The sequence below is a fragment of the Candidatus Pelagibacter sp. HIMB1521 genome (genome assembly GCF_052047875.1).
In the GTDB taxonomy this organism is placed as follows: domain Bacteria; phylum Pseudomonadota; class Alphaproteobacteria; order Pelagibacterales; family Pelagibacteraceae; genus Pelagibacter.
This window is the reverse complement of record NZ_JBNAIZ010000007.1, coordinates 35,332-56,159: the sequence shown is the minus strand read 5'-3', so window position 1 is coordinate 56,159 and position 20,828 is coordinate 35,332. Positions and strand designations below refer to the sequence as shown.

The 20,828-nt window shown below is 31.7% G+C and carries 19 protein-coding genes; 5 read left to right on the top strand and 14 right to left on the bottom strand.

Features of this window, described 5'->3' with window-relative positions; genetic code table 11:
- From ACTTA5_RS03815 to ACTTA5_RS03805, 3 genes are read right to left on the bottom strand one after another with little or no spacing between them, the layout of a single operon-like run.
- The gene (locus ACTTA5_RS03815; RefSeq protein ID WP_440648063.1) at nt 1-1,128 is read right to left on the bottom strand and encodes a cobalamin-independent methionine synthase II family protein; all 1,128 of its coding nucleotides are present in this window, start codon (nt 1,126-1,128) and stop codon (nt 1-3) included.
- Between the two features lie 3 nt (nt 1,129-1,131).
- Nucleotides 1,132-2,094 carry an ester cyclase gene (locus tag ACTTA5_RS03810; RefSeq protein WP_440648061.1) on the bottom strand — a complete coding sequence of 321 codons (963 nt, stop codon included), beginning with the start codon at nt 2,092-2,094 and terminating at the stop codon, nt 1,132-1,134.
- Nucleotides 2,094-3,038 carry a cupin domain-containing protein gene (locus ACTTA5_RS03805; RefSeq protein WP_440648059.1) on the bottom strand — a complete coding sequence of 315 codons (945 nt, stop codon included), beginning with the start codon at nt 3,036-3,038 and terminating at the stop codon, nt 2,094-2,096. Before ACTTA5_RS03805 ends, ACTTA5_RS03810 begins: the two co-directional genes overlap by 1 nt.
- A gap of 49 nt (nt 3,039-3,087) precedes the next feature.
- Here ACTTA5_RS03805 and ACTTA5_RS03800 point away from each other — a divergent pair, with 49 nt between their 5' ends.
- Entirely contained in the window at nt 3,088-4,173 is a 1,086-nt protein-coding gene (locus ACTTA5_RS03800) for an ester cyclase (RefSeq protein WP_440648057.1), read from the top strand.
- On the opposite strand, the gene ACTTA5_RS03795 is transcribed toward ACTTA5_RS03800, so the two are convergent.
- From ACTTA5_RS03795 to ACTTA5_RS03770, 6 genes are all read right to left on the bottom strand, one after another.
- Nucleotides 4,170-4,535: a rhodanese-like domain-containing protein gene (locus tag ACTTA5_RS03795; protein ID WP_440648055.1), complete on the bottom strand. Its 366-nt coding sequence runs from the start codon at nt 4,533-4,535 to the stop codon at nt 4,170-4,172. The two genes, ACTTA5_RS03800 and ACTTA5_RS03795, sit on opposite strands and share 4 nt — an antisense overlap.
- 23 nt (nt 4,536-4,558) lie before the next feature.
- Complete coding sequence (hisD, locus tag ACTTA5_RS03790) at nt 4,559-5,839, bottom strand: histidinol dehydrogenase (RefSeq protein ID WP_440648053.1); 1,281 nt, start codon at nt 5,837-5,839, stop codon at nt 4,559-4,561.
- A gap of 61 nt (nt 5,840-5,900) precedes the next feature.
- Nucleotides 5,901-6,812 (bottom strand): bifunctional enoyl-CoA hydratase/phosphate acetyltransferase, encoded by a 912-nt coding sequence (locus ACTTA5_RS03785; RefSeq protein WP_440648051.1) that lies wholly within the window; start codon nt 6,810-6,812, stop codon nt 5,901-5,903.
- 4 nt (nt 6,813-6,816) lie between these two features.
- A complete protein-coding gene (locus tag ACTTA5_RS03780; protein ID WP_440633527.1) occupies nt 6,817-7,872 on the bottom strand; it encodes an ABC transporter ATP-binding protein in 1,056 nt (351 codons plus the stop codon).
- Between the two features lie 3 nt (nt 7,873-7,875).
- A complete protein-coding gene (locus ACTTA5_RS03775; RefSeq protein WP_262590512.1) occupies nt 7,876-10,068 on the bottom strand; it encodes an ABC transporter permease in 2,193 nt (730 codons plus the stop codon).
- A 12-nt stretch (nt 10,069-10,080) separates the two neighbouring features.
- The gene (locus ACTTA5_RS03770) at nt 10,081-11,118 is read right to left on the bottom strand and encodes an ABC transporter substrate-binding protein (protein WP_440648048.1); all 1,038 of its coding nucleotides are present in this window, start codon (nt 11,116-11,118) and stop codon (nt 10,081-10,083) included.
- A gap of 156 nt (nt 11,119-11,274) precedes the next feature.
- Between ACTTA5_RS03770 and ACTTA5_RS03765 the strand changes: the two genes are divergently transcribed.
- Nucleotides 11,275-12,123, top strand: a complete 849-nt coding sequence (locus ACTTA5_RS03765) for a bile acid:sodium symporter family protein (RefSeq protein WP_440648046.1) — start codon at nt 11,275-11,277, stop codon at nt 12,121-12,123.
- Here ACTTA5_RS03765 and ACTTA5_RS03760 read toward each other — a convergent pair.
- The gene (locus ACTTA5_RS03760; protein WP_440633524.1) at nt 12,116-13,072 is read right to left on the bottom strand and encodes a MarR family transcriptional regulator; all 957 of its coding nucleotides are present in this window, start codon (nt 13,070-13,072) and stop codon (nt 12,116-12,118) included. The two genes, ACTTA5_RS03765 and ACTTA5_RS03760, sit on opposite strands and share 8 nt — an antisense overlap.
- A 115-nt stretch (nt 13,073-13,187) precedes the next feature.
- Here ACTTA5_RS03760 and ACTTA5_RS03755 point away from each other — a divergent pair, with 115 nt between their 5' ends.
- Nucleotides 13,188-13,385, top strand: a complete 198-nt coding sequence (locus ACTTA5_RS03755; protein WP_440633523.1) for a hypothetical protein — start codon at nt 13,188-13,190, stop codon at nt 13,383-13,385.
- Here ACTTA5_RS03755 and ACTTA5_RS03750 read toward each other — a convergent pair.
- The 4 genes from ACTTA5_RS03750 to ACTTA5_RS03735 form a co-directional block, all read right to left on the bottom strand.
- On the bottom strand, nt 13,374-14,378 hold the full coding sequence (locus ACTTA5_RS03750) for an Ldh family oxidoreductase (protein ID WP_440648045.1): 1,005 nt from the start codon (nt 14,376-14,378) through the stop codon (nt 13,374-13,376). The two genes, ACTTA5_RS03755 and ACTTA5_RS03750, sit on opposite strands and share 12 nt — an antisense overlap.
- Complete coding sequence (locus tag ACTTA5_RS03745) at nt 14,379-16,304, bottom strand: ABC transporter permease (RefSeq protein WP_440648043.1); 1,926 nt, start codon at nt 16,302-16,304, stop codon at nt 14,379-14,381.
- Nucleotides 16,304-17,101, bottom strand: a complete 798-nt coding sequence (locus ACTTA5_RS03740; RefSeq protein WP_179850418.1) for an ATP-binding cassette domain-containing protein — start codon at nt 17,099-17,101, stop codon at nt 16,304-16,306. The genes ACTTA5_RS03745 and ACTTA5_RS03740 overlap by 1 nt, the downstream gene beginning before the upstream one ends.
- Nucleotides 17,102-17,187: 86 nt before the next feature.
- On the bottom strand, nt 17,188-18,129 hold the full coding sequence (locus ACTTA5_RS03735; protein ID WP_440614218.1) for an ABC transporter substrate-binding protein: 942 nt from the start codon (nt 18,127-18,129) through the stop codon (nt 17,188-17,190).
- 203 nt (nt 18,130-18,332) lie between these two features.
- Here ACTTA5_RS03735 and ACTTA5_RS03730 point away from each other — a divergent pair, with 203 nt between their 5' ends.
- Both ACTTA5_RS03730 and ald read left to right on the top strand, forming a co-directional pair.
- On the top strand, nt 18,333-19,679 hold the full coding sequence (locus ACTTA5_RS03730) for an aspartate aminotransferase family protein (protein ID WP_075505902.1): 1,347 nt from the start codon (nt 18,333-18,335) through the stop codon (nt 19,677-19,679).
- Nucleotides 19,680-19,709: 30 nt separating this feature from the next.
- A complete protein-coding gene (gene ald, locus ACTTA5_RS03725; RefSeq protein WP_440648041.1) occupies nt 19,710-20,828 on the top strand; it encodes an alanine dehydrogenase in 1,119 nt (372 codons plus the stop codon).

Here is a 20,828-nt window from a genome sequence, read left to right as displayed (position 1 = left end):
TTAAATCACTTTTGACGCAAGTTCTGCGCCATGCACCAAAGACTCTAGCTTCTTATAAACAATATTTTCATCAACATTTCCAAAGCCAGCAAAGGTACTAAAACCACAATCTGTTCCAGCAACCAGTTGATCTTTCTCAACAACTTTTGAATAAGTTACAAGTCTATTTTTTACAACCTCGGGATGTTCGACAAAGTTTGTGGTTGAGTCGATTACTCCAGGAGCAATTATTTTGTCGTTTGGGATTTTTAAATTTTCAAAAATTTGCCACTCATGAGAATGTCTTGGATTTGACGACTCAATTAAATAAGTTTGTATATTAGCCTTTAAAGCTATAGGCATAATTTTTTCTAGCGCAATGTCATGTAAATGGGGTCCTTCATAATTTCCCCAGCAAATATGCATTCTTATCTTGGAGCTATCTATATTGCTAATAGCGTTATTTAAACATTCTATTTGTTTTTCTGCTCTTCTTAAAAATTCTTCTTCTGATAAATCTTTAAAAGTCATGTGTCTTGCAAGAGCTAAATCTGGACAATCTAACTGAAGTTTTAATCCACTTGATGTAATTTCTTCATATTCATCTTTCATCAGGTTAGATAAATTTTCTAAATATTCATCATCATCTTTATAAAATTTATTGGGTAAGAAAGCTGAAATAACTCCTGGAGAAGCAGCATTCATGAACGCATCTTTATGATTATTTTTTTCTAAAGCTTGTTTAAAATTATTTATATCTTTTGTTAGGGAAGTTTTATCTTTAATTTTTAATTCACTTGTACAACAAGGTCTTGTGTAAGTAGGAGTGCCACCTGTTCTTGCAATTCTTTCTTTAAAAGATGGAAAGTCATCTAAATCTTTTGGTGCTTTTCTTTCACTCTCTCCTGAAAAGCCATCAATTCTATCTTTAACATAAGTTGCATAGCTAATCTTAGACATTTCACCGTCACTAATATAGTCAATTCCTACTTCTATTTGTTTTTTAACAATATTATCTACATCTCTTTGAACAATTTTATCAAATTCATTTAAATCTATATTTTCTTTTTGATCTTTCTTAAATAAAAGGTCGGATAATTCATTTGATCTCGGTAAACTTCCAACATGTGTTGTTTTAATTTTACTCATAATTTATTTCATTAAAATTTGTTTCCAAATTGCAACCTCATCAAACAAAACCCATTCTCTTATAACATTTCCATCAATTATTTCTGCATGGTTTATACCCATTATAAAAATATTTTGATTTGATTTTTCTCCAAATTCTTCAGTGTCTTTAGAATGTTTACCTTCTAGAAACCATCTTATTGATGCTTTAGGATTTTTGTCTTCCTCTTCCAAATAACCAATGTGCTCAACAGAAAACTTCATATCACTTAAAGTATTTTTCAAAACATTCCAAAATTTGATTATATCCTCTCTCCCATGTCCGATTTTGTTTCCAGGCCAATAAATAGTTGCAGCTCTTGCATAGTTGGAAAAATCATAATCACCTTTAAAGATATTTTTTAATATTTTGGAGTATTTGCCTCCAACAGAATCATTAGGTACAACGCCTTGCTTGTAATCTGAATTCATCTCAGAATTTGAATTAAATAATTTTTTTGCTTTATCAACGCCACCTTCTTTATCTATAAGCATTAGAGCAAAATCTTTTGGTGTAAATCCTATTTGTCTTACCATTGCACCTTGATCACGAACAATCCATTCATCATAGACTTGATTATTTTTGCATGCACAATCAGCAATTACTCTGTAATAAATATCTTTACCAGTTGGTTTGCCGTATGAACCATCACCAAGATGTGTTCCTTTACTTAAAATTCTATGAGATGAATGATAACCGATATTATCATTTCCATTCCAAATCACATCTTCACCAAGCAATTGTCTGTTAGGAAATTCTTTTAAGGTCGCATAAGTAGCATCGATTACAGGTTTGTTTCCATAGGTGACACCAAATGGTGATCTAACTGGAATGTTATCGCTATAAAAATGAGCAATAGACTCAACATCTTTATTTTCCCAAATTTGTTTAGTTATTTTTAGTATGTAATCAGGAAAGTTTTTATATTTTGGATCAAAACCTTTCATTAGATTTGTGTTACACAATTTAAGTAACTGTCCTCATTTTCATCTATTTTAATATTAACTTTTGAATTAATTGGAATAGAAATTGTGTCTTTAGCATTTAAAACACACTTAAAATCATCAATCATAATTTCCCATTTTCCAGTTCTTGAGAACATTATTGTAGGTTTTTCAAATTTTAAATTATTAATATAGCCTTTACTGGATTTTAAAATTGAAAGGTTAAATCCTGTATCTTGATTTATTACTGGAGAGAACTCTTTTTTTTCAAATTTGCTTCCAAGAATTTGAATTAAATTAACATTCTCATTGAGTTTGTTTTCATGTTTTGAATTTTCATTACTTTTACATATAAATTTTTCTAGTTGATCCAATTTATAGTTATCAAATTTTTTTATTTCCTCTTGAGAAATAGGCTCGAGAATTGTTTTTCCGTCTGGAATTTGATTAACAGATAAATCAATTAATGAATTATCATTTAATAGTGCCATACCAGTTTTTTTTGCTTTTTCTAAAACACTTGGAACCCAAGTTATTATTCCAGGATCATCTCCACCTAAAACAACAAAAATTAGTCCTTCTTCGTCACCTGCGTTTTCAAATGCTCTAAACATGTTAGTTGGCATTGAAATTATGTCACCAGCATTCAAAATTGTTTCATCTTTTCCTTCTGCTCCCCAATAAAATCTCCATCTACCAGAATAAATAACAAATACTTCTGCAGTTGTGTGACTATGTAGGCCCGAACCATTTTGGGGAAGTGCTGACACAGCGCCTAAATTAAAACTATGAGGCATAGCAATTTTTATAAATTGTTTGCTATCTTCAGCTACACCAGGTCCAACTATAGAATAATTTTTTCTTTCTTTGTGACCTTCAAGTTTTCCTTCCACAAAGGGCAGGGTGCTTGGAACCAACTCATTAAATTTTGCTAACCTATTTTCCATATGTTTTTCTAATTGAATTATGTTATTAACCCTACTTAAATTATTATAAATGCCAATACAACAATTTGATACAGGTTTAAAAGAACGGCAAGGTGTAAAAAAATTAGAAATTACACCTGAAGAAAATTTCAATAATAAAACAAAAGTAAGAGGCTACTTAAAAACAATTATAGAAGGTGGAATATCTAAATTAGATCAAAATATAGAAAATTATTTTGACAAAGATGTAAAAGTTAATTGTTTTCACCCTGTTAATGAATTTGAAGGTGCAAATACATTTAAAGAAAAATTTTGGCTACCTCTATTTGAAGCTTTTCCAGACATTGAGAGAAGAGAACAGATAGTCATTGGGGGTACATTTAGAGATAAAGTTCAAGTTGGATCAGTATCGATGCTTTCAGGCACATTCAAAAAACCTATTTTTGGAATAAAGCCAATTAATAAAATGGTAAATCTTAAATGCTGCGAAGTACATGAATTGAAAAATGATAAAATTGTAGAGAGTTATATCTTAATTGATTTATTAGATTTAATATTTCAAACAGGAAAAAATCCAATAAATCCTTCAAGAGGTTCAGAAGGAAATTGGCTAAATCCAATTAATACCGATGGTGTAAATTATTTTGAAAAAGATATGAAAGTTTCTGAAGCAAGTTTAGACCAATCTTTAACGATGCAAAGAAGCTTGAACATAAAGCCAGAGTTGGAAACTAATTCAGATAAAGAATTAAAAGATAAACTAATTAATCATCCACAAAGTGAATTTTGGCATGATAAAATGATATGGTATGGACCAAGTGGAATAGGTACTGGAAGAAACCTGGAGGGATTTGTTGATAATCATCAGTTACCATTTAGAAAAACTTTTAAAGAAAGAAATTACTGGAAGCTAGGACATTACTGTGAACTTGGTGATGGAAACTTTTCAATGACTGCTGGCTGGCATAGTATACAAGCAGTTTACGGGTCAGAAGATTGGTTAGGATACAAATCTGATAATCAAAATGTAACTATGAGAGTAATGGATTTTTACCATCACCACGAAGGTAAAATTAGAGAAAACTGGGTACCTATAGACTTAATACATATACTTAAGCAAATAGGTATTGATGTTTTAGATTTAATTAAGGACTAATCTTTTAACTTATCCCACTCAGACATACCGCCTGAAATATTTTTAACGTTCTTAATTCCCATTTCTTTCATTGTTTTTGTAGCAAGAGTTCCTTGACCACCTAAACCACAAAATACAACATATTCTTTGTCAGGATTATTTTTAAAAGTATCGTTTTCAATAGGACTTCCTTCAGCTAAATAAAATTCTAGCAAACCTCTATCTAAATGCATCGCATTTCCAATAGTCCCTTTAGAAAAACTTTCTTTATCTCTAACATCAATAAATTGAACGTTAGGATCATTTAATTTCTTCTTTGCTTCTTCAGCAGTGATGTTTTCAATTTCATTGCTGACGCTCATTACATCTTCAAATTTTTTCATTTTAAATCCTATTTATAAATTGTTTAATAACCGTATTTTTTCAGTCTAACATCACCAGTTCTTGCATGAGCTTCCATTCCTTCATATCTTGAAAGTCTAGCAGCAGCTGCTCCAACAAGTTCAGTAGATTCTTTGGTCATTCTTTGGAAACTTAAAGTTTTAATAAATTTACCAACAAACAAACCACCCGTATATCTTCCAGCACCTTTAGTTGGCAAAATATGATTTGTTCCAGAACATTTATCTCCATAAGCAACAGTTGTTTCTTCACCAATAAATAAAGACCCGTAATTTTTTAATCTTTTGTGGAACCAATCTAAGTTTTTAGTTTGAACTTCTAAGTGTTCAGGTGCGTACTCATCACTAATTGTAGCCATTTCCTCGTCTGTATCACAAAGAACAACTTCTCCGTAATCTCTCCAAGCAGCTTCTGCATTAGTTCTTGGTAACTCAGGAAGATCAGCAATAAGTTCAGGCACTCTTTTAATTACCTTTTCTGCTAATTCTTTACTTGTTGTCCAAAGCCAAGCTGGTGAATTGTATCCGTGCTCTGCTTGACCAACTAAATCTACTGCAACGATTTCTGGATCTGCGTTTTCATCAGCAATAATTCCAATTTCTGTTGGACCTGCAAATAAATCAATACCTACTTTACCAAATAAAATTCTTTTAGCTTCAGCAACAAATTGGTTTCCAGGACCTACCAATATATCAGCAGGCGCATTTCCAAATAAACCATTTGTCATTGCAGCTATTGCTTGAACTCCACCTAAATTCATAATTACATCTGCACCACAAAGATCAGCTGTGTAAACAATAGTTGGATGAACACCAACACCAGGTTTTGGAGAGCTACATACTAAAATATTTTTAACTCCTGCTACTTTTGCAGTTGTTACACTCATTACTGCAGATGCAATGTGAGCATATCTTCCAGCAGGTACATAACATCCAGCTGTATTAACAGGAATTAATCTTTGACCTGCATATAAACCTTCAGACAATTCAACTTCAAAATCTTGACCATAATTTTTTAATTGAGCTTCCGCAAATTTTCTCACTCTTTCGTGAGCGAACTGAACATCATCTTTTGTTTTTTGATCTAAATTTTTTTTAATATCTTCAATTTTTTCTTTAGAGATAACTACTTCACCTTCATACTTATCAAATTTTTTAGAAAGTTCTTTGCAACCTTCTTCTTTGCTTGTTTCAATATCTTTAAGAATATTTTCAACTATTTCTCTTGTTTTTGTATCATCAGTTGATGATGTTTTTGGTGATTTTTTTAAGTATGTAATTGCCATTTCTCTCCTTTTAAAATTTAAAGTTTTTTAGGTTAATTTCTAAAAAAATTCAATTAATCATTTAGTCCAAAGCTACTACTGCCGCAGCTATAGATGCTAATCTTGCTTGCGCTTCATCAGATCTACTAGTTATTACAACTGGAACTTTTCCTCCTACTACAACTCCTGCAGCACAGGCACCCATGAAATAAATCATCATTTTAACTAGAGCATTTCCAGTTTCAACACTTGGAACCAACAATACATCAGCTTCTCCTGCAACTAAATTTTTAATGCCTTTAATACCAGCAGATTTTTTAGAAATACTATTATCAAATGCTAAAGGTCCAAAGACATCTGCGTTCAAATTTTCTTCTTTTGCGAGTTTTGTTATTTCGGCTGCTTCAATTGAACTTGGTACACTATCCAAAACTTCTTCAGTTGCAGATAATACAGAAACTTTTGGTCTTTCAATTCCTATACGATTTGAAAAATTTATTACATTTTTGAGAATATGCATTTTGGTTTTAACATTTGGCAAAACATTTAAAGCACCATCAGTTATTATTAATGGCTTATCATCTTTTCCAATAGTCATATGCCAGATATGACTTAATCTAGTTTTACCCAATAAGTTGTACTCTCGCTTTAAAACTTCTTTCATAAGAACATCAGTATGAATATGTCCTTTAACAATTATTTTAACTTTACCTTCACTTGCAAGTTTAGCAGCAATTTTTGCCGTATTGTTTTCAACTGGCTCATGGATAAGTTCATATTTTGAAATATCCCAACCAAGATCCTCAGCACATTTTTGTATTTCAACATCATGACCAATAAAAACTGGTTCAATTAGATTTTCATTTACAGCATCTTGAACGGACAGCATGGGTAGGGGTTTGCCAGCATTTACAACTGCAACTCTTACTCCTTTTTTACTGTGAGCTATATCTAACAGTTTATTTGGACAGACAATTTCTTTATTTGAAAGCATAATTTTAGTCGTTAAGAATTTTTACTTCTTGCTCATTTATACTCAAGAAAACTTCTTCTCCAACTTTAAAAATGTCATTTGTATCACCTGATACAACATATAATTTCCCAACTTTAGAATTTAAAATGTATTGATAACTACTGCCCACAAAAGATGCATTATTTACAGTAGCATGAATACAGTTATCCCCTTTATTTCTATCAATTGATATTTTTTCTGGTCTTAAGGCAACAGAAATATCTCCATTTAACTCGTTGTCACTTTGAATTTTGATATTCATTTCAGCTATTTTGATATCATATGAATTTGAATTTTTATTTATAACCTCGGCTTTCACAACATTTGCATCACCAATAAAGTTTGCAACAAATTTGTTTCTAGGAAAATTATAAAGATCTTTTGGACTGCCTTCTTGAGCAATTACTGCATTGTTCATTACGATTACTTTGTCTGAGATAGCTAAAGCTTCTTCTTGATCATGTGTTACGTAAATAGTTGTTACTCCTAACTTTTGTTGTATTTCTCTAATATCTTCTCTCACCTGTCTTCTTAATTTTGCATCCAAGTTTGAAAGAGGCTCATCAAACAGAAGCACTTTTGGTTCCAATACAATCGCTCTTGCAACAGCAACCCTTTGTTGTTGTCCTCCAGATAATTCTGAAGGCATTCTATTTTCATATCCTTCAAGGTTTACTAGTTTTAATGTTTCTAATGATTTTTGAACGTATTCTTCTTTATTTACATTGATCATTTTTAAGCCATAAGAAACATTTTCCAGTACACTCATGTGTGGAAACAAAGCGTAAGATTGAAATACCATAGACACATCTCTATCTGTTGCAGGTAGCAATGTTACGTCCTCATCATCAACTAAAATTTTTCCACTTGTAGCTCTTTCAAGACCTGCAATAATCCTTAGTGAAGTTGTTTTCCCACATCCAGATGGACCAAGTAACGTTGTCAAAGTTCCAGCTTCAAATTTACAACTAACATTATCAACAGCTGTAGTTTCATTAAATTTCTTTGTAATATTTTCAAACTTCACTTCAGCTTTTTTCATTATCTAAATTCCTTGTAAAATTGATGAGTTTTGATCTCTTCTTCCTAGTTTACGTTTTCCTATTATTAATTGCATTAACATAATTGTAAACAACATTACTACAATTAAAGCAGATGAATATACTATCGCTAAACCGTAGTCATTATTTTCTAATCTTCCTAAAATATAAGATACTGCTAGATCGTAATTTGCACTGACTAAGAATATAACAGCACTAATTGCTGTCATTGCTCTTACAAAACTAAATACTAATGAAGCAGTAATTGCTGGTTTAAGCAATGGAAGAATTATATTTCTAAAAGTTTGAGCACTTGATGCATTTAAAGTTGAAGAAGCTTCATCTAAATGAGGATCAAGTTGGTTCATGGCGGCTATTCCAGCTCTTACACCAACTGGCATATTTCTAAATACAAATGCAATTACTAAAATAATTCCTGTTCCTGTTAGTTCCAAAGGTGGAACGTTAAAAGCAAAAACATAACTAACACCAATAACACTTCCAGGTATTGCAAAACTTAACATGGTACCAAATTCAAAAGCATTTTTTCCTTTAAATCTATGTCTTGTTAAAAGATAGGCAGTTAAAATTCCTATTGCAGCAGTTGGTAAAGATGAAATTAAAGCAATTGTAAATGTTGTATTAAATGAATTCCACGCAGTTCCAGTCCATAAAAATCCTCTATCTTCTACCCACTCAACACTGAAGGCTTCAATGTAATGTTTTAAAGTAAAGCTATGATCAATGCCCCACATCTCCACAAATCCACCAAACATAATCATGACGTAGATAATAAAAGTTAGTAAAGCCCATGGAAGCACTGTTGAATAAATGACCCATTTTGTTTTATTCGGTAGCTCAGGATGAACACCACTATCTCCTTTACCTGAAATTGAAATATAAGATTTTTTTCCTAACCACTGATTTTGAAGATAAAATACAACTAAGACAACAGACAATAAAATCATAGCAAGTATTGCTGCTTTAGTTTCATCATATTGTGCACCAACAATTGCAAAAAATATTTCAGTAGATAAAACATCATACTCGGCTCCAAGCACTAACGGGTTTCCAAAGTCTGCTAAACTTTCAATAAACCCAAGTAAAAATGCATTGGCTATTCCTGGCCTCATTAAAGGTAATGTAACAGTTTTAAAAACTTGCCACTTTGAAGCCCTTAATGTTTGTGATGCCTCTTCCATTGATGGGCTGACACTTTCTACAACACCAATTAAAACTAGAAATGCAATAGGCGTGAAAGCAAGAGTTTGTGCAAACCAAATCCCTGGTAATCCATAAATCCACCTTGAAGGTTCGATATCAAATCCCCATTCAAGAAACGAACTTACAACACCAGTTCTTCCAAATAAAATTATGATAGCTAAACCAATTACAAATGGAGGGGTAATGATTGGTAAAACAGATAATATTCTAACTGTTTTTTTAAATTTAAAACTGGTTCTTGCAATTAAAAGAGCAAAACCTAAACCTAAAATTGTCGATGAAAAAGCTGTAAGTGTACCCATGGTAATAGTGTTCCAGAAAACACCACAAGCATAATCACTATATAAACAATCTAATCCCCATATCCCTTTGTTAAAAATCTTATCTGAAAAATTACTAATTTCGTAACCACCTTCAGTTCCTTTAAAGGCTACACCAAACATTCTAAATATTGGAAAAAAAACAAAAGTAGATACTAAAATAATTATACTTCCAATACTTCCTACAATAAAATTATCTCCATTTAACCAGCCACGAGATGCAAGGCCGTGAGTAATATAAAATATAAAAGCACAACATGTTAGTACTGCACCTGAACCCATTCCATATTGATTTTCTACATCTCCAAAAATTGATTGGAATATTTCATAATTCCACCCTCTGATCCCAACAGCAAAACCTTGTAAGAAAAAATAAAAGAAACCAAATAAACCTGAGTACAAAAATATTTTTGAATACAGAGGATTAGTTTGATTTAATTTAATTGTGGTTAAAGGTAAAAATAATGGAAAGATTAATGGGAATAACCAATATTTTTTATTTATAAAAACTTGAGGTAGGGCAGATCCGTAATCTTCTAAAGAATACTCTAAAATCCAATTGATTGAGAAAAACCCGTCACCTGTTACATACCATGGAAAGAGAAAGAAACCTGTTCCACCAATTAGTATCCAGCAAATGACGAGCCCTCTCATTAATTCCTAAAATTATCTAGGAATTACAGATACGTCTTTATCCCACTTAGATAACAGACTCGCTCTTGTTGCTTTATCTCCATAAACTTTAAAATTGTAATCAATCAAGTTTATAGTTGATAAATCTGGAGCATCAGGATCAGCTTTTGCTTTAGTATTAGATGGTACTTGCAAAGATTTTCCTGAAGTGAACACCATAGTTTGTATTGCAGGACTTAATGCCCAGTCATAAAACTTTTTAGCTTCCTTCATATTTCTTGCACCAGCAATAATACTCATTGATCCAACTTCATAACCAGTTCCTTCTTCAGGAGAAACAGTTACTACAGGTAAACCTTTCTTAGTTTGTTTCACACCATCGTGTTGGAAACAAATACCAATTAAGTTTTCAGCTCTTCCAGTAGCTTTAATTGGAGCAGAACCAGATTTAGTATAAGTGTTTATATTTGCATGAAGTTTCTTCATGAAATCCCAACCTTTATCTTCTCCAAAAATTTGAAGAATTGTAGCTAAAGTTGTGTAAGCAGTTCCAGATGAATTTGGATTAGCTACTTGGATTTCACCTTTGTAAATAGGCTTTGTTAAGTCCATCCATGATTTAGGAGCTGGAAGACCTTTTTTTGCTAAAAGATCTTTGTTGTATCCAAAACCTAATGCACCAACATAAATCCCTACAGATTTATAGTCAGCATTTTTTGCTTGGTTTTGTGCTGCTGGCAATAAATCATCAAAGTGTTTTGATTTATATTTTTCAGTTAAATTTTCCTGAGCAGCTGTTAAGTGTGGATCACCTGTTCCACCAAACCAAACATCACCTTTTGGATTAGAAGCTTCTGCTTTAATTTTTGCAAAAGTTTCTCCACTACTTGCTCTTGTCATTGCAACTTTTGTGCCTGTTTCTTTTTCATAAGCTTGTTCAAGCATTTCACAAACATCAATTTCAACACTGCAATATAAAGTTAACTTTGCAGCAGAAGCTTTGTTTGTTATGCCAAACATCGTTAATGAAAAAAGAAGGACAATAGATGCTATTTTTAATAGTTTGTTCATAATATCCTCTCTAAAGTTATATTAACGAGAAAGTTATTATGATTTTAATTTAATTGTTACTGTTTTATTACAAAATACACTTTCAGGTTTAATTTTTTTTTTTTAGTTATCCATATCAGATGTATGATATAAAAATTTCATTGAGAGAGTAGATATTTGGAGATTGTAACTAAAATAGCACCACTAGCTTTAGCATTGATAATGCTTGGCCTAGGACTTGGTTTATCTGTAAAAGATTTTACGAGAGTAATTAGAAATCCAAAAGATTTTTTAATTGGAATAACTTGTCAATTAATTCTTTTACCAATTGTAGCTTACATATTGGTTCTAATTTTAAGATTACCAATTGAAATCGCTCTAGGTTTAATGATTATAGCTGCAGCACCAGGAGGTGTTACATCAAATGTTCTTACAAAGTTTGCAGATGGAGATGTAGCTTTATCAATTTCCTTAACAGCTGTTGGAAGTTTAATTAGTATTATTTCAGTTCCATTTATAGTTTTTACTTCAGCTGGAATGCTAGGGGTTACTGAAATGTCGACAGAGATTACCATGACTGGGATTGCACTTAAAATGGCTCTGGCTGTAACTGTTCCAGTTATTATAGGAATGGTTATAAGAGGTTTTGCAGAAAATTTTATCTCTTCAAATATTAACATTGTCAATAGAACTACTAGTTTATTATTTGTTATTGTATTTGCAGCAATATGGGTTGAAGAAAGAGAAAATATTTTTAATTATTTAGCTCAAGCTGGAATAGCGGTTTTAATTTTAAATATAGTGATGATGATTTTAGCTTTTTATATAGCTAAAGCTTTTGCAACTGGAGTTGCTCAGAGAAAATGCATTTCTTTAGAGTGCGGCCTTCAAAATGGAACTTTAGCAGTATTTGTTGCATCTCAAATTTTTAATGATGTTGCTTACATGATACCAACAGCTGCTTATGCTTTAGTCATGTATATTACGGGATTTATTTTTATATATATTTTAAGAAGATCTAGTTAATTGTAGTTTTATTTAAAATTCTATAAATTAGTTCTGAAATCTCTTGGATTGTTTTTTCTTGTATTTTTTGGGTTTTTGAAAAAACTTTTTTTTCAATACTAAGTGAAATTAATTTTTTTTGATCTATTTTAGCATAACCCTTTTTAATTAAAAAATTTACTTTTCGAACAACAGTTGGTCTTGGGATACCCGTAATGTCTGATATAGACATAGAATTCAAACCAACTTTGTCTGCAAAAGATATTCTTTTTCTCCATTTTTCAATATCTATATCTTGAATAACTAAATCTTTATTTGATGATGCATTAGCTATTAAAAGTAAGCCTATACATAATGTTTCTAAATCACCGAATTCTTTCCTCCATCGAAAATAGTAAGAAAAAATAAATTTATAAAATTCGTACCAACAAAAAGAAAAATGTTTCTTAATACCATCTGATATTTCTGTTGAGGAAAGAGAGTTTGTAATTTGATTTTCTTGTTTTAAAATTTTTGAAGAAATAGATATTAAATACGATAAATTTTTTAATGCAGATATTGGCTGCACTGTTTCATAAGCAGATCTATCAATAAAAATTTTCTTCCTTGTTCGTTTTATTACGCCTATTTTTTCTAAATAAATAATCTTTCTTCTTACACTTTCTTTTGGGATTTGAAGATCTCTAGAAATTTCAATAATTTTAATTTCTTCGATTTCTAAAGTTTTGTCTTTATAAAAGGTGTTGTAATCGACCTGAATTCCATTTTTTCTATAGAATTTAAAATCATTATTAACTAAATAGATTAAGACCATATACATTTCTATATCTTTGAAATTGGAATAAGCATTAATTATCCATTCAGATACAAATTTATAAAAAGCTGGAACGAAATTATTAAATTTTTTATTGATTACTGAAGTAACCATTTTTTCATCTAGTGCGTCAGATATGCTCGGTAGTGTGCTCATGATTTAAAAAAAACCCAATATGGACAATACATAAATAAGAGTCAACCCATTTTGGACATTCCTAATATGTAATAATGTAACTATTAATGATTAAATGATTTTGTATTTAAAAATTATGAGTACAGAAAGCTTAAATAGAACATCCGTTGAAATTGAGAACCCCCCTCAAAATATTGAAGCTCCACAAAGAGTGAATGTGGATGTTCTAAAGCAAAGACTTCTTGAAGAGAAAAAAAAGGAAAAAGTTAAAAGAACAATTATTGTTTCTTCTGTTGTTGCTTGTTTAGGAGTTCTAACTTTTTTAACTTATTAAAGTTTCTAAATCTTTTTTAATAATATCTGGAATGTTGATTTCTTTTTTGAGATTTTGTTTGTAACGATTAAACTTGTTTTGTCCTGGATACATTATTTCTTTAACACCTTTAATTTTAGGTAGTTTTTTAATTGTTTTAATATTGTCTTTAATTCTTTGATTATAATTTTTTTGAAATAAGTTTGCTTTAAACGTTATAAACAAATGTCCAATATTTTGTGGTCCTGAAAAATCATCAAAAGGATCTTTAACTCGACCAGCATGATTTCCTCCAGTTAGCACACCACTTAAAATATCAACCATCCAAGCAAGTCCCGAACCTCTAAATCCAGCAATAGGCAATTGAACTCCTGCTAATGCTTTTTTAGCATCAGTAGTTGGTTTTCCAAATTTATCTAATGCTACACCAGCTGGAATTGTTTGATTGTTTCTTGCAGCAACTCTAATTTTTCCTCTGTTAATCATTGAGATTGATGTATCTAAAATAAAAGGAACTTTAGAACCAGTAGGGGTTCCAAAACAAATTGGGTTAGTTCCAAATAAAGTTTTTAATGCACCATGAGGAGCAACTGCTGGAGGAGCATTTGTATAAATCATTGCTATTAAATTTTTCTTAACAGCTTGTTCTGCGTAATAACCTGACAAACCATAGTGACCACTATTTTTTACTGCAACCATACCTATTCCAGTTTTTTGTGCATGTTTAATTGCAGTTTTTATTCCAAGATCAGCAGCTACAAATCCAATACTGTTATTTGCATCAATATGAGAAATAGAAGATGAAATTTTCTTAATTTTAATTTTTGGTTTTGGATTAATTACTTTTTTAGAAATCCTATCACAATACATTTTAAGTCTAGATAAACCATGACCATAAGCACCAACTAGTTCTGCATTAATTAAAGCATTAGCAGAAATTAAAGCATGATCTCTACTTAAACCAAATTTTTGAAAAATTTTAATTACTTGATTTTTTAATAATGGCGTTTTCATTTATCCTTTTCCACGCCATGGAATAGTTTTATCGATTATTTTTCTTAAAGTAACATCGAACAATAAACCAAGAAGACCCATAATAAATATCGTTATCCAAATAACTTCATACTGGAAGTATTTTTTAGCAACGTTTTCAACGAAACCAATACCAGTTGTTCCAGCTAAAAATTCTGCTGCAACCAATGTTCCCCAACACATACCAACTGCAACTCTTATTCCAGTTAAAATTTCTGGAAGAGAATTTGGGAAAATTACATATCTTAATATTTGTTTTTTTGTAGCTCCTAATGAGTGAGCAGCATGAATTTTTGATAATTGAGTTCCTGATGCTCCAGCTCTTGCTGAAATAATCATAATAGATAAAGAGACCATAAATAATAAAAATATTTTTCCAGAGTTATCAATTCCAAGTACAGAAATAATTAATGGAGCCCAAGCAAGTGGTGGAACCGGTCTATAAAGTTCAATTAATGGATCAAAGAAACCTTTTGCAAATCTATTAAGTCCCATAAATAATCCTAGTGGAACACCAATAATAATTCCGAACACTAATCCTAAAAATACCCTCATAAAAGAGTCCCAGATATGTCCGTATGGAACAGGAACTTTGAATAATTTAAAGTCACCAGTAACAACTTTTAAAACATTGCTTTTAAAGTTCTCTTTAACTATTCCATCTTTTGTATGAACCGGATATTCGCCAGGCAAAATATCAGCTATCCAATCTGGTAAAATGAAGCCAATCATTTTACTAACATCAACCATTTCAATCCATAAAAGAGGAACATTTTTGTATCCAACACTTGGTTTAGACATCAATACAAACTTATTAAAAGTATCAGATGGTTTAGGTAGCCATCTACCAGAACCTTGTTCCGAACAAGTAGGTCCACTTGCTACAATTGTTCCAGCAGGAAATAAAAGTATATCGATTAATCTTAATCCAGCTTGTTCTTTATTTTGTAACTCATCAAATTCTATGATTGCTGCTTGCATTTCATTTAATGCATTAGGAGGGTAGATACTTGCAAATTCTATTCTTCTTGCAATTTTAACTATATTTTTTGCATAGTCAGATGCTATCTCTTCACTATCATCTAAACCTTTTCTGTAAGCTTTAATGTCATCTTTAAGCTGTTTAATTGAGCTTTTGAAAGGTGGATTATGATTTTTTAATTTAAAAAACTTGTCATCAATTTTTTTTAATTCTGCTGCAGCTGCATGAAATTTTAAACCTTTATTCGTTTGAGGGGCAGTTGGTATTTCAATTGTATTTTCAATAGAACCGCTTCCAGAATCTATTGTAGTAATTCCCCAGCCACCTTGTTCATCAATAAGTTTTTGTCTCTCCACTTTTTGAACATCTGTTTCAAAGGGATAATCTTTCTTTTGAAAATTAGAACTTAGAAGTTTTATTTCTTCTGTTATTTCTTGAAGTTTAATTTTAGTATCCATTTCCATTAATTCTTCACTTGTTAACAGTGGAATTAATTTAGAAGTTCTATCAATGTAGCTTACAAGAATTGTTTTTTGTTGATCATTTAGATCTGGAGATCCATTTATTTCATTTGCAATTTTTACAAGATTTTTATTTTCAATTTTAATAATGGATGTACTTTTGAACTCTCTTTCTTCAATAGGGAACTGATATTTTAAACCTAATAACGACTCATTAATTTTAGCAACCTGACATAATTCATTTGCTGATTTTGGATAAAAACCTTTTGCAATATCCCATGAATAATAAAGCCAGAGCATTAAGATTGCACTACTTCCAACAATTACCCAGTGCGTTCCACCTTTAGCTCTTTCTGGATTACCAAAAACAGCATCTACTTTTTCAGTTCTGATTAATCTTCTTCCATAAAGAATACAGCCAATGACAGAAACGATAATTAATATTGTTACAAATTGGGTTAACATTAATTATCTTTCCCCATTATTTCTTCTTCCATATTCCAGATCATGGATAAAATTTCTTCTCTAGTAGATGAAAATTCTTTATTTTTTTTAATTTCTCTTAAATCTTGAGTAAGACCCATTTCTGCAAATGGAAGATTATATTCTTTATGTATTCTCCCAGGTCTTGGAGCCATTACATATAATCTTTCACCAAGTAAAAGAGCTTCCTCAACAGAATGAGTAATTAAAATAATTGTTTTTCCTGTTTCTTTCCAAATTTTTAAAACCAAAGACTGCATCTTTTCTCTTGTTAATGCATCTAAAGCACCTAATGGCTCATCCATTAAAATTAAATCAGGATCATTTATTAAACATCTTGCAAGAGCAACTCTTTGCTGCATACCACCTGATAATTGATAAGTAGGAGTGTTACCAAATCCTTTTAACCCAACTATATCTAACCATTCTTCAACTTTTTTTGCTGTAACTTCTGGATCTTCACTTTTCATACGAAGACCAAAGTTTACGTTTTCTGCAACTGTTAACCATTCAAACAAAGCACCTTGTTGAAAGACCATTCCTCTTTCAACACCAGGTCCATCTATTTCATTATTATTTAAAGTAATTTTTCCCGAAGTCGGTCTTAAAAATCCAGCAGTGATATTTAATAAAGTTGTTTTTCCACAACCAGATGGGCCAAGAACAGTAAGTAGTTCTCCTTTTTTTAGAGTAAAGCTAACATCTTTTAATGCATGAACTGTTTCTCCTTTTGGAGTTTTAAAAATCATATTTAGATTTTGAGAAACAAGATCACTCATAGCGCCCTTATATTAGAAATTTTTTAAAAAAATAGGCACTAATTTTTTAAATTAGCGCCTATTTAAAAAGTCTTAAACCTTTAAAATTATAAAGGTAAGAAACTTGTGTCTACGTTACCAGCTGGAGTTCCCATTCCTTTTAAGAACCCATCTAGGTTTCCGCTCTCCATAGAAGCTTTAGTTTCTTCTGGAGTTAAGAATTTAAATCCACTTAAAGTTTCTTTCATGTCAGCAACAGTCATTTCAGAAGCTTTTGACATAGCATTCATATCAGATTTACCTGATCTGTATCTGTCGTTTGCTTCGTGAGTTACTTCGATGAAAGTTCTTAGCATTCCTGGATTTTCTTTCATGAATTTATCTGTAACAGATGTGATATCTATACCTAAGATACCAGCTGCTCTTGCTTCATCTACAGTTAATAATCTTGAACCAACTGCAGTTGCTGCTTTAATAGAGTTACCACCAAATAAACATGCCATTACAACATCACCGCTTACTAATGCAGCAGCACCTTCTTCAGGGTCCATTTGAATAATATCCATTTTACTTCTGTCAGCACCAACAACTTTCATACTTTCGTCAAAAACGTATTCAGCCATTGTTCCAAGTGGAACAGCAACTTTTTTACCTTCTAATTCAGTAGCGTTAGCTTTTGTAATTCCAGATGCATTTGATGTTACACAAGTAGTTCCACCCATTCCGTATTCCATAGCAATATCCACTAACTTAAGTGGTGCATTTGATTTTACAGCATTGATGAAGGGTACTAAACCTTGTGAGTAAGAAATATCAATATCTCCTGCTAACATTGCATCAGTCATAGCTCCACCGTTAGTGAAGTTTGTCCACTTAACTGGTACACCAAGAGCTTTTGCAAAATTTTTCTTCTGCATGTCCTCTAGATTTGGACTTGGCCATTCTAGAAAGTATGCAACTCTAACTTCAGTAGCTGCAGAGTTTGCAACTGAAATTGAAAGGTTAAGAGCAAAAATAGATCCTAGAATAAAACTTAGTATTTTTTTCATTTATTCCCCTATGTTAATTTAATTAAATTAACCTTATTTAAATTCAATTTAGAGCGGTTGTAAAACAAAAAGATAGGTTCAATTAAAAGTTGTATACATATGACGCATCATTTTGGGTGCTCAAAATATTTCTAGCAAACTAATTGATTTAGTCTAATAGTTGGAAATATTTATAACAGTTAATAAAGAGAGAAAAAAAATTTATGAGCTCAGAGACAAGAACTTCAGTTCCAAATTCATTAAATGAACATTGGATGCCGTTTACATCGAATAAAGATTTTAAAGCAAACCCAAGATTAATTACTGAAGCAAAAGGAGTTTATTTAAAAACTCACCATGGAAAAACACAAATTGATGCGAGCTCAGGATTATTTTGTAATCCATTAGGACATGGAAGAAGAGAAATTACAGAAGCAGTTACTAAACAATTAGAGACTTTAGATTACGCGCAGCCTTTCCAACAAGGTTTTGGTGGTTCATTTGAATTAGCTACAAAAATTTCAAAACACACTCCAGGTGATTTAAACAAAATGTTTTTTACTATTTGTGGTTCAACTGCTGTTGAGACTGCAATTAAAATTGCAATTGCTTATCATAGAGCAAAAGGAAATGCTCATAGATTTAGATTTGTAGGACGTGAAAGAGGTTATCACGGAATGAACATTGGATGTGTTTCAGTTGGTGGAATGATCAATAATGTTAAAACATTTGCAAGTATCTTGATGCCAGGTGTTCAACATATGAGACACACACATTTACCAGAACATAAATTTGTTAGTGGTCAACCTGAAACAGGAGGAGATCTTGCAGATGATCTAGAAAGAATTGCAAGTAACTTTGGACCAGAAAATATCGCGGCTTGTATTGTAGAACCAATTGCTGGATCTACTGGAACTTTAGTTCCACCAAAAGGATATTTACAAAGATTAAGAGAGATCTGTGACAAGCATGGAATTCTTTTAATATTTGACGAAGTAATTACAGGTTGGGGAAGAACGGGATCTTCTTTTGCAAGTCATGAATTTGGTGTTACTCCAGATTTAATGACTATGGCTAAAGCAACAACTAACGGAGTTGTCCCTATGGGAGTAGTTGCATGTAAAGATGAAATTTATGATGCAGTAATGGATGCTTCACCAATGGGATCTGTTGAATTATTTCATGGTTATACTTATTCAGGAATTCCAGTTGCAGTAGCAGCAGGATTAGCTGTTCAAGATATTTTTGAAAAAGAAGATATCTTTAACAGAGCAAAAAATTTAGCACCTTATTTCCAAAAAGGATTGTTCTCTCTTCAAGACTTAGAGTCTGTTGAAAATATAAGAGGTTATGGAATGATGGGTGGTATTGATATGAAAATGAATACTAAACCAGGTAAAGCAGGTTATGAATGTTTTAAAGCTTGTTATGAAGCAGGTGTGAACTTTAAAGCAACTGGTGACTGTTTAATTATCGCTCCTCAATTTATATGTGAAGAAAAACATATAGATGAGATCATTGATAAACTTAGAACAGGTATTACGAACTATCAAAAAAACCAAAAGAACTAATTAGTTTTTTAAAAGACATGGAGAGTGCTTATGAAGATAGGCGTACCTAAAGAGATAAAACCACAAGAAAACAGAATAGGGCTAACACCAGATAGTGTTAAGACTTTGGTTTCAGAAGGTCACGAAGTTATTATTGAAAACAATGGTGGTTTTGAAGCTGGATTTGAAAATGATCAATATACAAATGCAGGTGCAAAAATAGCAAGCACTGCAGCTGATATTTTTAATGATGCAGACATAATTGTTAAGGTTAAAGAGCCTCAAAAAGTTGAGGTTGATATGATTAGAGAAAATCAAATTGTTTACACATATCTTCACTTAGCTGCAGCGAAAGAATTAACTGAAGGATTAATTAAATCAAAAAGTGTTAACATTGCTTATGAGACAGTAACAGATGATAATGGTAGATTACCATTATTAGCTCCGATGAGCGCAGTAGCTGGTAGAATGTCTGTTCAAGCAGGTGCTCACTGTTTAGAAAAAAATCAAAGTGGAAGAGGACTTTTGTTAGGTGGTGCTCCAGGTGTAACTGGTGGAACTGTTGTAATTTTAGGCGGTGGTGTTGTAGGTGAAAACGCTGCAGTAATTGCAACAGGTATGCAAGCTAAAGTTCATATCGTTGATAAATCAGAGGCTAGATTAAAACAATTAGTAGAGATGTTTGGTGACAAAATTATTCCTGAGCAAAGTGACAAAATTGATCTTCCAAAATTAGTTTCTGAAGCAGACTTATTGGTTGGTGGAGTTTTAATTCCAGGTGCTGAAGCACCAAAATTAGTTACAAAAGACATGATCAAAAGTATGAAGAGGGGTTCTGTGATTGTTGATGTTGCAATTGACCAGGGTGGATGTGTTGAAACAAGTAAACCAACTACTCACGGCGAACCAACTTATATTGTTGATGACGTTGTTCATTATTGTGTAGCAAATATGCCGGGTGGAGTTCCAAGAACTTCAACATTAGCATTAAATAATGCAACGTTACCTTATCTAGTTAAACTTGCTAACAATGGTTATCAAAAAGCATTAAGTGAAGATAAAAACTTTTTAGCTGGATTAAATGTTCATAAAGGAATGGTTACTTATAAGGCAGTTGCAGATGTATTTGGCCACAACTTTGTAGATCCAGGAGAAGCTGTCAAACATTAG

What these genes read in the sequence shown, in the direction of transcription:
- ACTTA5_RS03815 (WP_440648063.1), bottom strand. Translation starts at nt 1,128, where the DNA reads ATGAGTAAAATTAAAACAACACATGTTGGAAGTTTACCGAGATCAAAT.
- ACTTA5_RS03810 (WP_440648061.1), bottom strand. Translation starts at nt 2,094, where the DNA reads ATGAAAGGTTTTGATCCAAAATATAAAAACTTTCCTGATTACATACTA.
- ACTTA5_RS03805 (WP_440648059.1), bottom strand. Translation starts at nt 3,038, where the DNA reads ATGGAAAATAGGTTAGCAAAATTTAATGAGTTGGTTCCAAGCACCCTG.
- ACTTA5_RS03800 (WP_440648057.1), top strand. Translation starts at nt 3,088, where the DNA reads ATGCCAATACAACAATTTGATACAGGTTTAAAAGAACGGCAAGGTGTA.
- ACTTA5_RS03795 (WP_440648055.1), bottom strand. Translation starts at nt 4,535, where the DNA reads ATGAAAAAATTTGAAGATGTAATGAGCGTCAGCAATGAAATTGAAAAC.
- hisD (WP_440648053.1), bottom strand. Translation starts at nt 5,839, where the DNA reads ATGGCAATTACATACTTAAAAAAATCACCAAAAACATCATCAACTGAT.
- ACTTA5_RS03785 (WP_440648051.1), bottom strand. Translation starts at nt 6,812, where the DNA reads ATGCTTTCAAATAAAGAAATTGTCTGTCCAAATAAACTGTTAGATATA.
- ACTTA5_RS03780 (WP_440633527.1), bottom strand. Translation starts at nt 7,872, where the DNA reads ATGAAAAAAGCTGAAGTGAAGTTTGAAAATATTACAAAGAAATTTAAT.
- ACTTA5_RS03775 (WP_262590512.1), bottom strand. Translation starts at nt 10,068, where the DNA reads ATGAGAGGGCTCGTCATTTGCTGGATACTAATTGGTGGAACAGGTTTC.
- ACTTA5_RS03770 (WP_440648048.1), bottom strand. Translation starts at nt 11,118, where the DNA reads ATGAACAAACTATTAAAAATAGCATCTATTGTCCTTCTTTTTTCATTA.
- ACTTA5_RS03760 (WP_440633524.1), bottom strand. Translation starts at nt 13,072, where the DNA reads ATGAGCACACTACCGAGCATATCTGACGCACTAGATGAAAAAATGGTT.
- ACTTA5_RS03755 (WP_440633523.1), top strand. Translation starts at nt 13,188, where the DNA reads ATGAGTACAGAAAGCTTAAATAGAACATCCGTTGAAATTGAGAACCCC.
- ACTTA5_RS03750 (WP_440648045.1), bottom strand. Translation starts at nt 14,378, where the DNA reads ATGAAAACGCCATTATTAAAAAATCAAGTAATTAAAATTTTTCAAAAA.
- ACTTA5_RS03745 (WP_440648043.1), bottom strand. Translation starts at nt 16,304, where the DNA reads ATGTTAACCCAATTTGTAACAATATTAATTATCGTTTCTGTCATTGGC.
- ACTTA5_RS03740 (WP_179850418.1), bottom strand. Translation starts at nt 17,101, where the DNA reads ATGAGTGATCTTGTTTCTCAAAATCTAAATATGATTTTTAAAACTCCA.
- ACTTA5_RS03735 (WP_440614218.1), bottom strand. Translation starts at nt 18,129, where the DNA reads ATGAAAAAAATACTAAGTTTTATTCTAGGATCTATTTTTGCTCTTAAC.
- ACTTA5_RS03730 (WP_075505902.1), top strand. Translation starts at nt 18,333, where the DNA reads ATGAGCTCAGAGACAAGAACTTCAGTTCCAAATTCATTAAATGAACAT.
- ald (WP_440648041.1), top strand. Translation starts at nt 19,710, where the DNA reads ATGAAGATAGGCGTACCTAAAGAGATAAAACCACAAGAAAACAGAATA.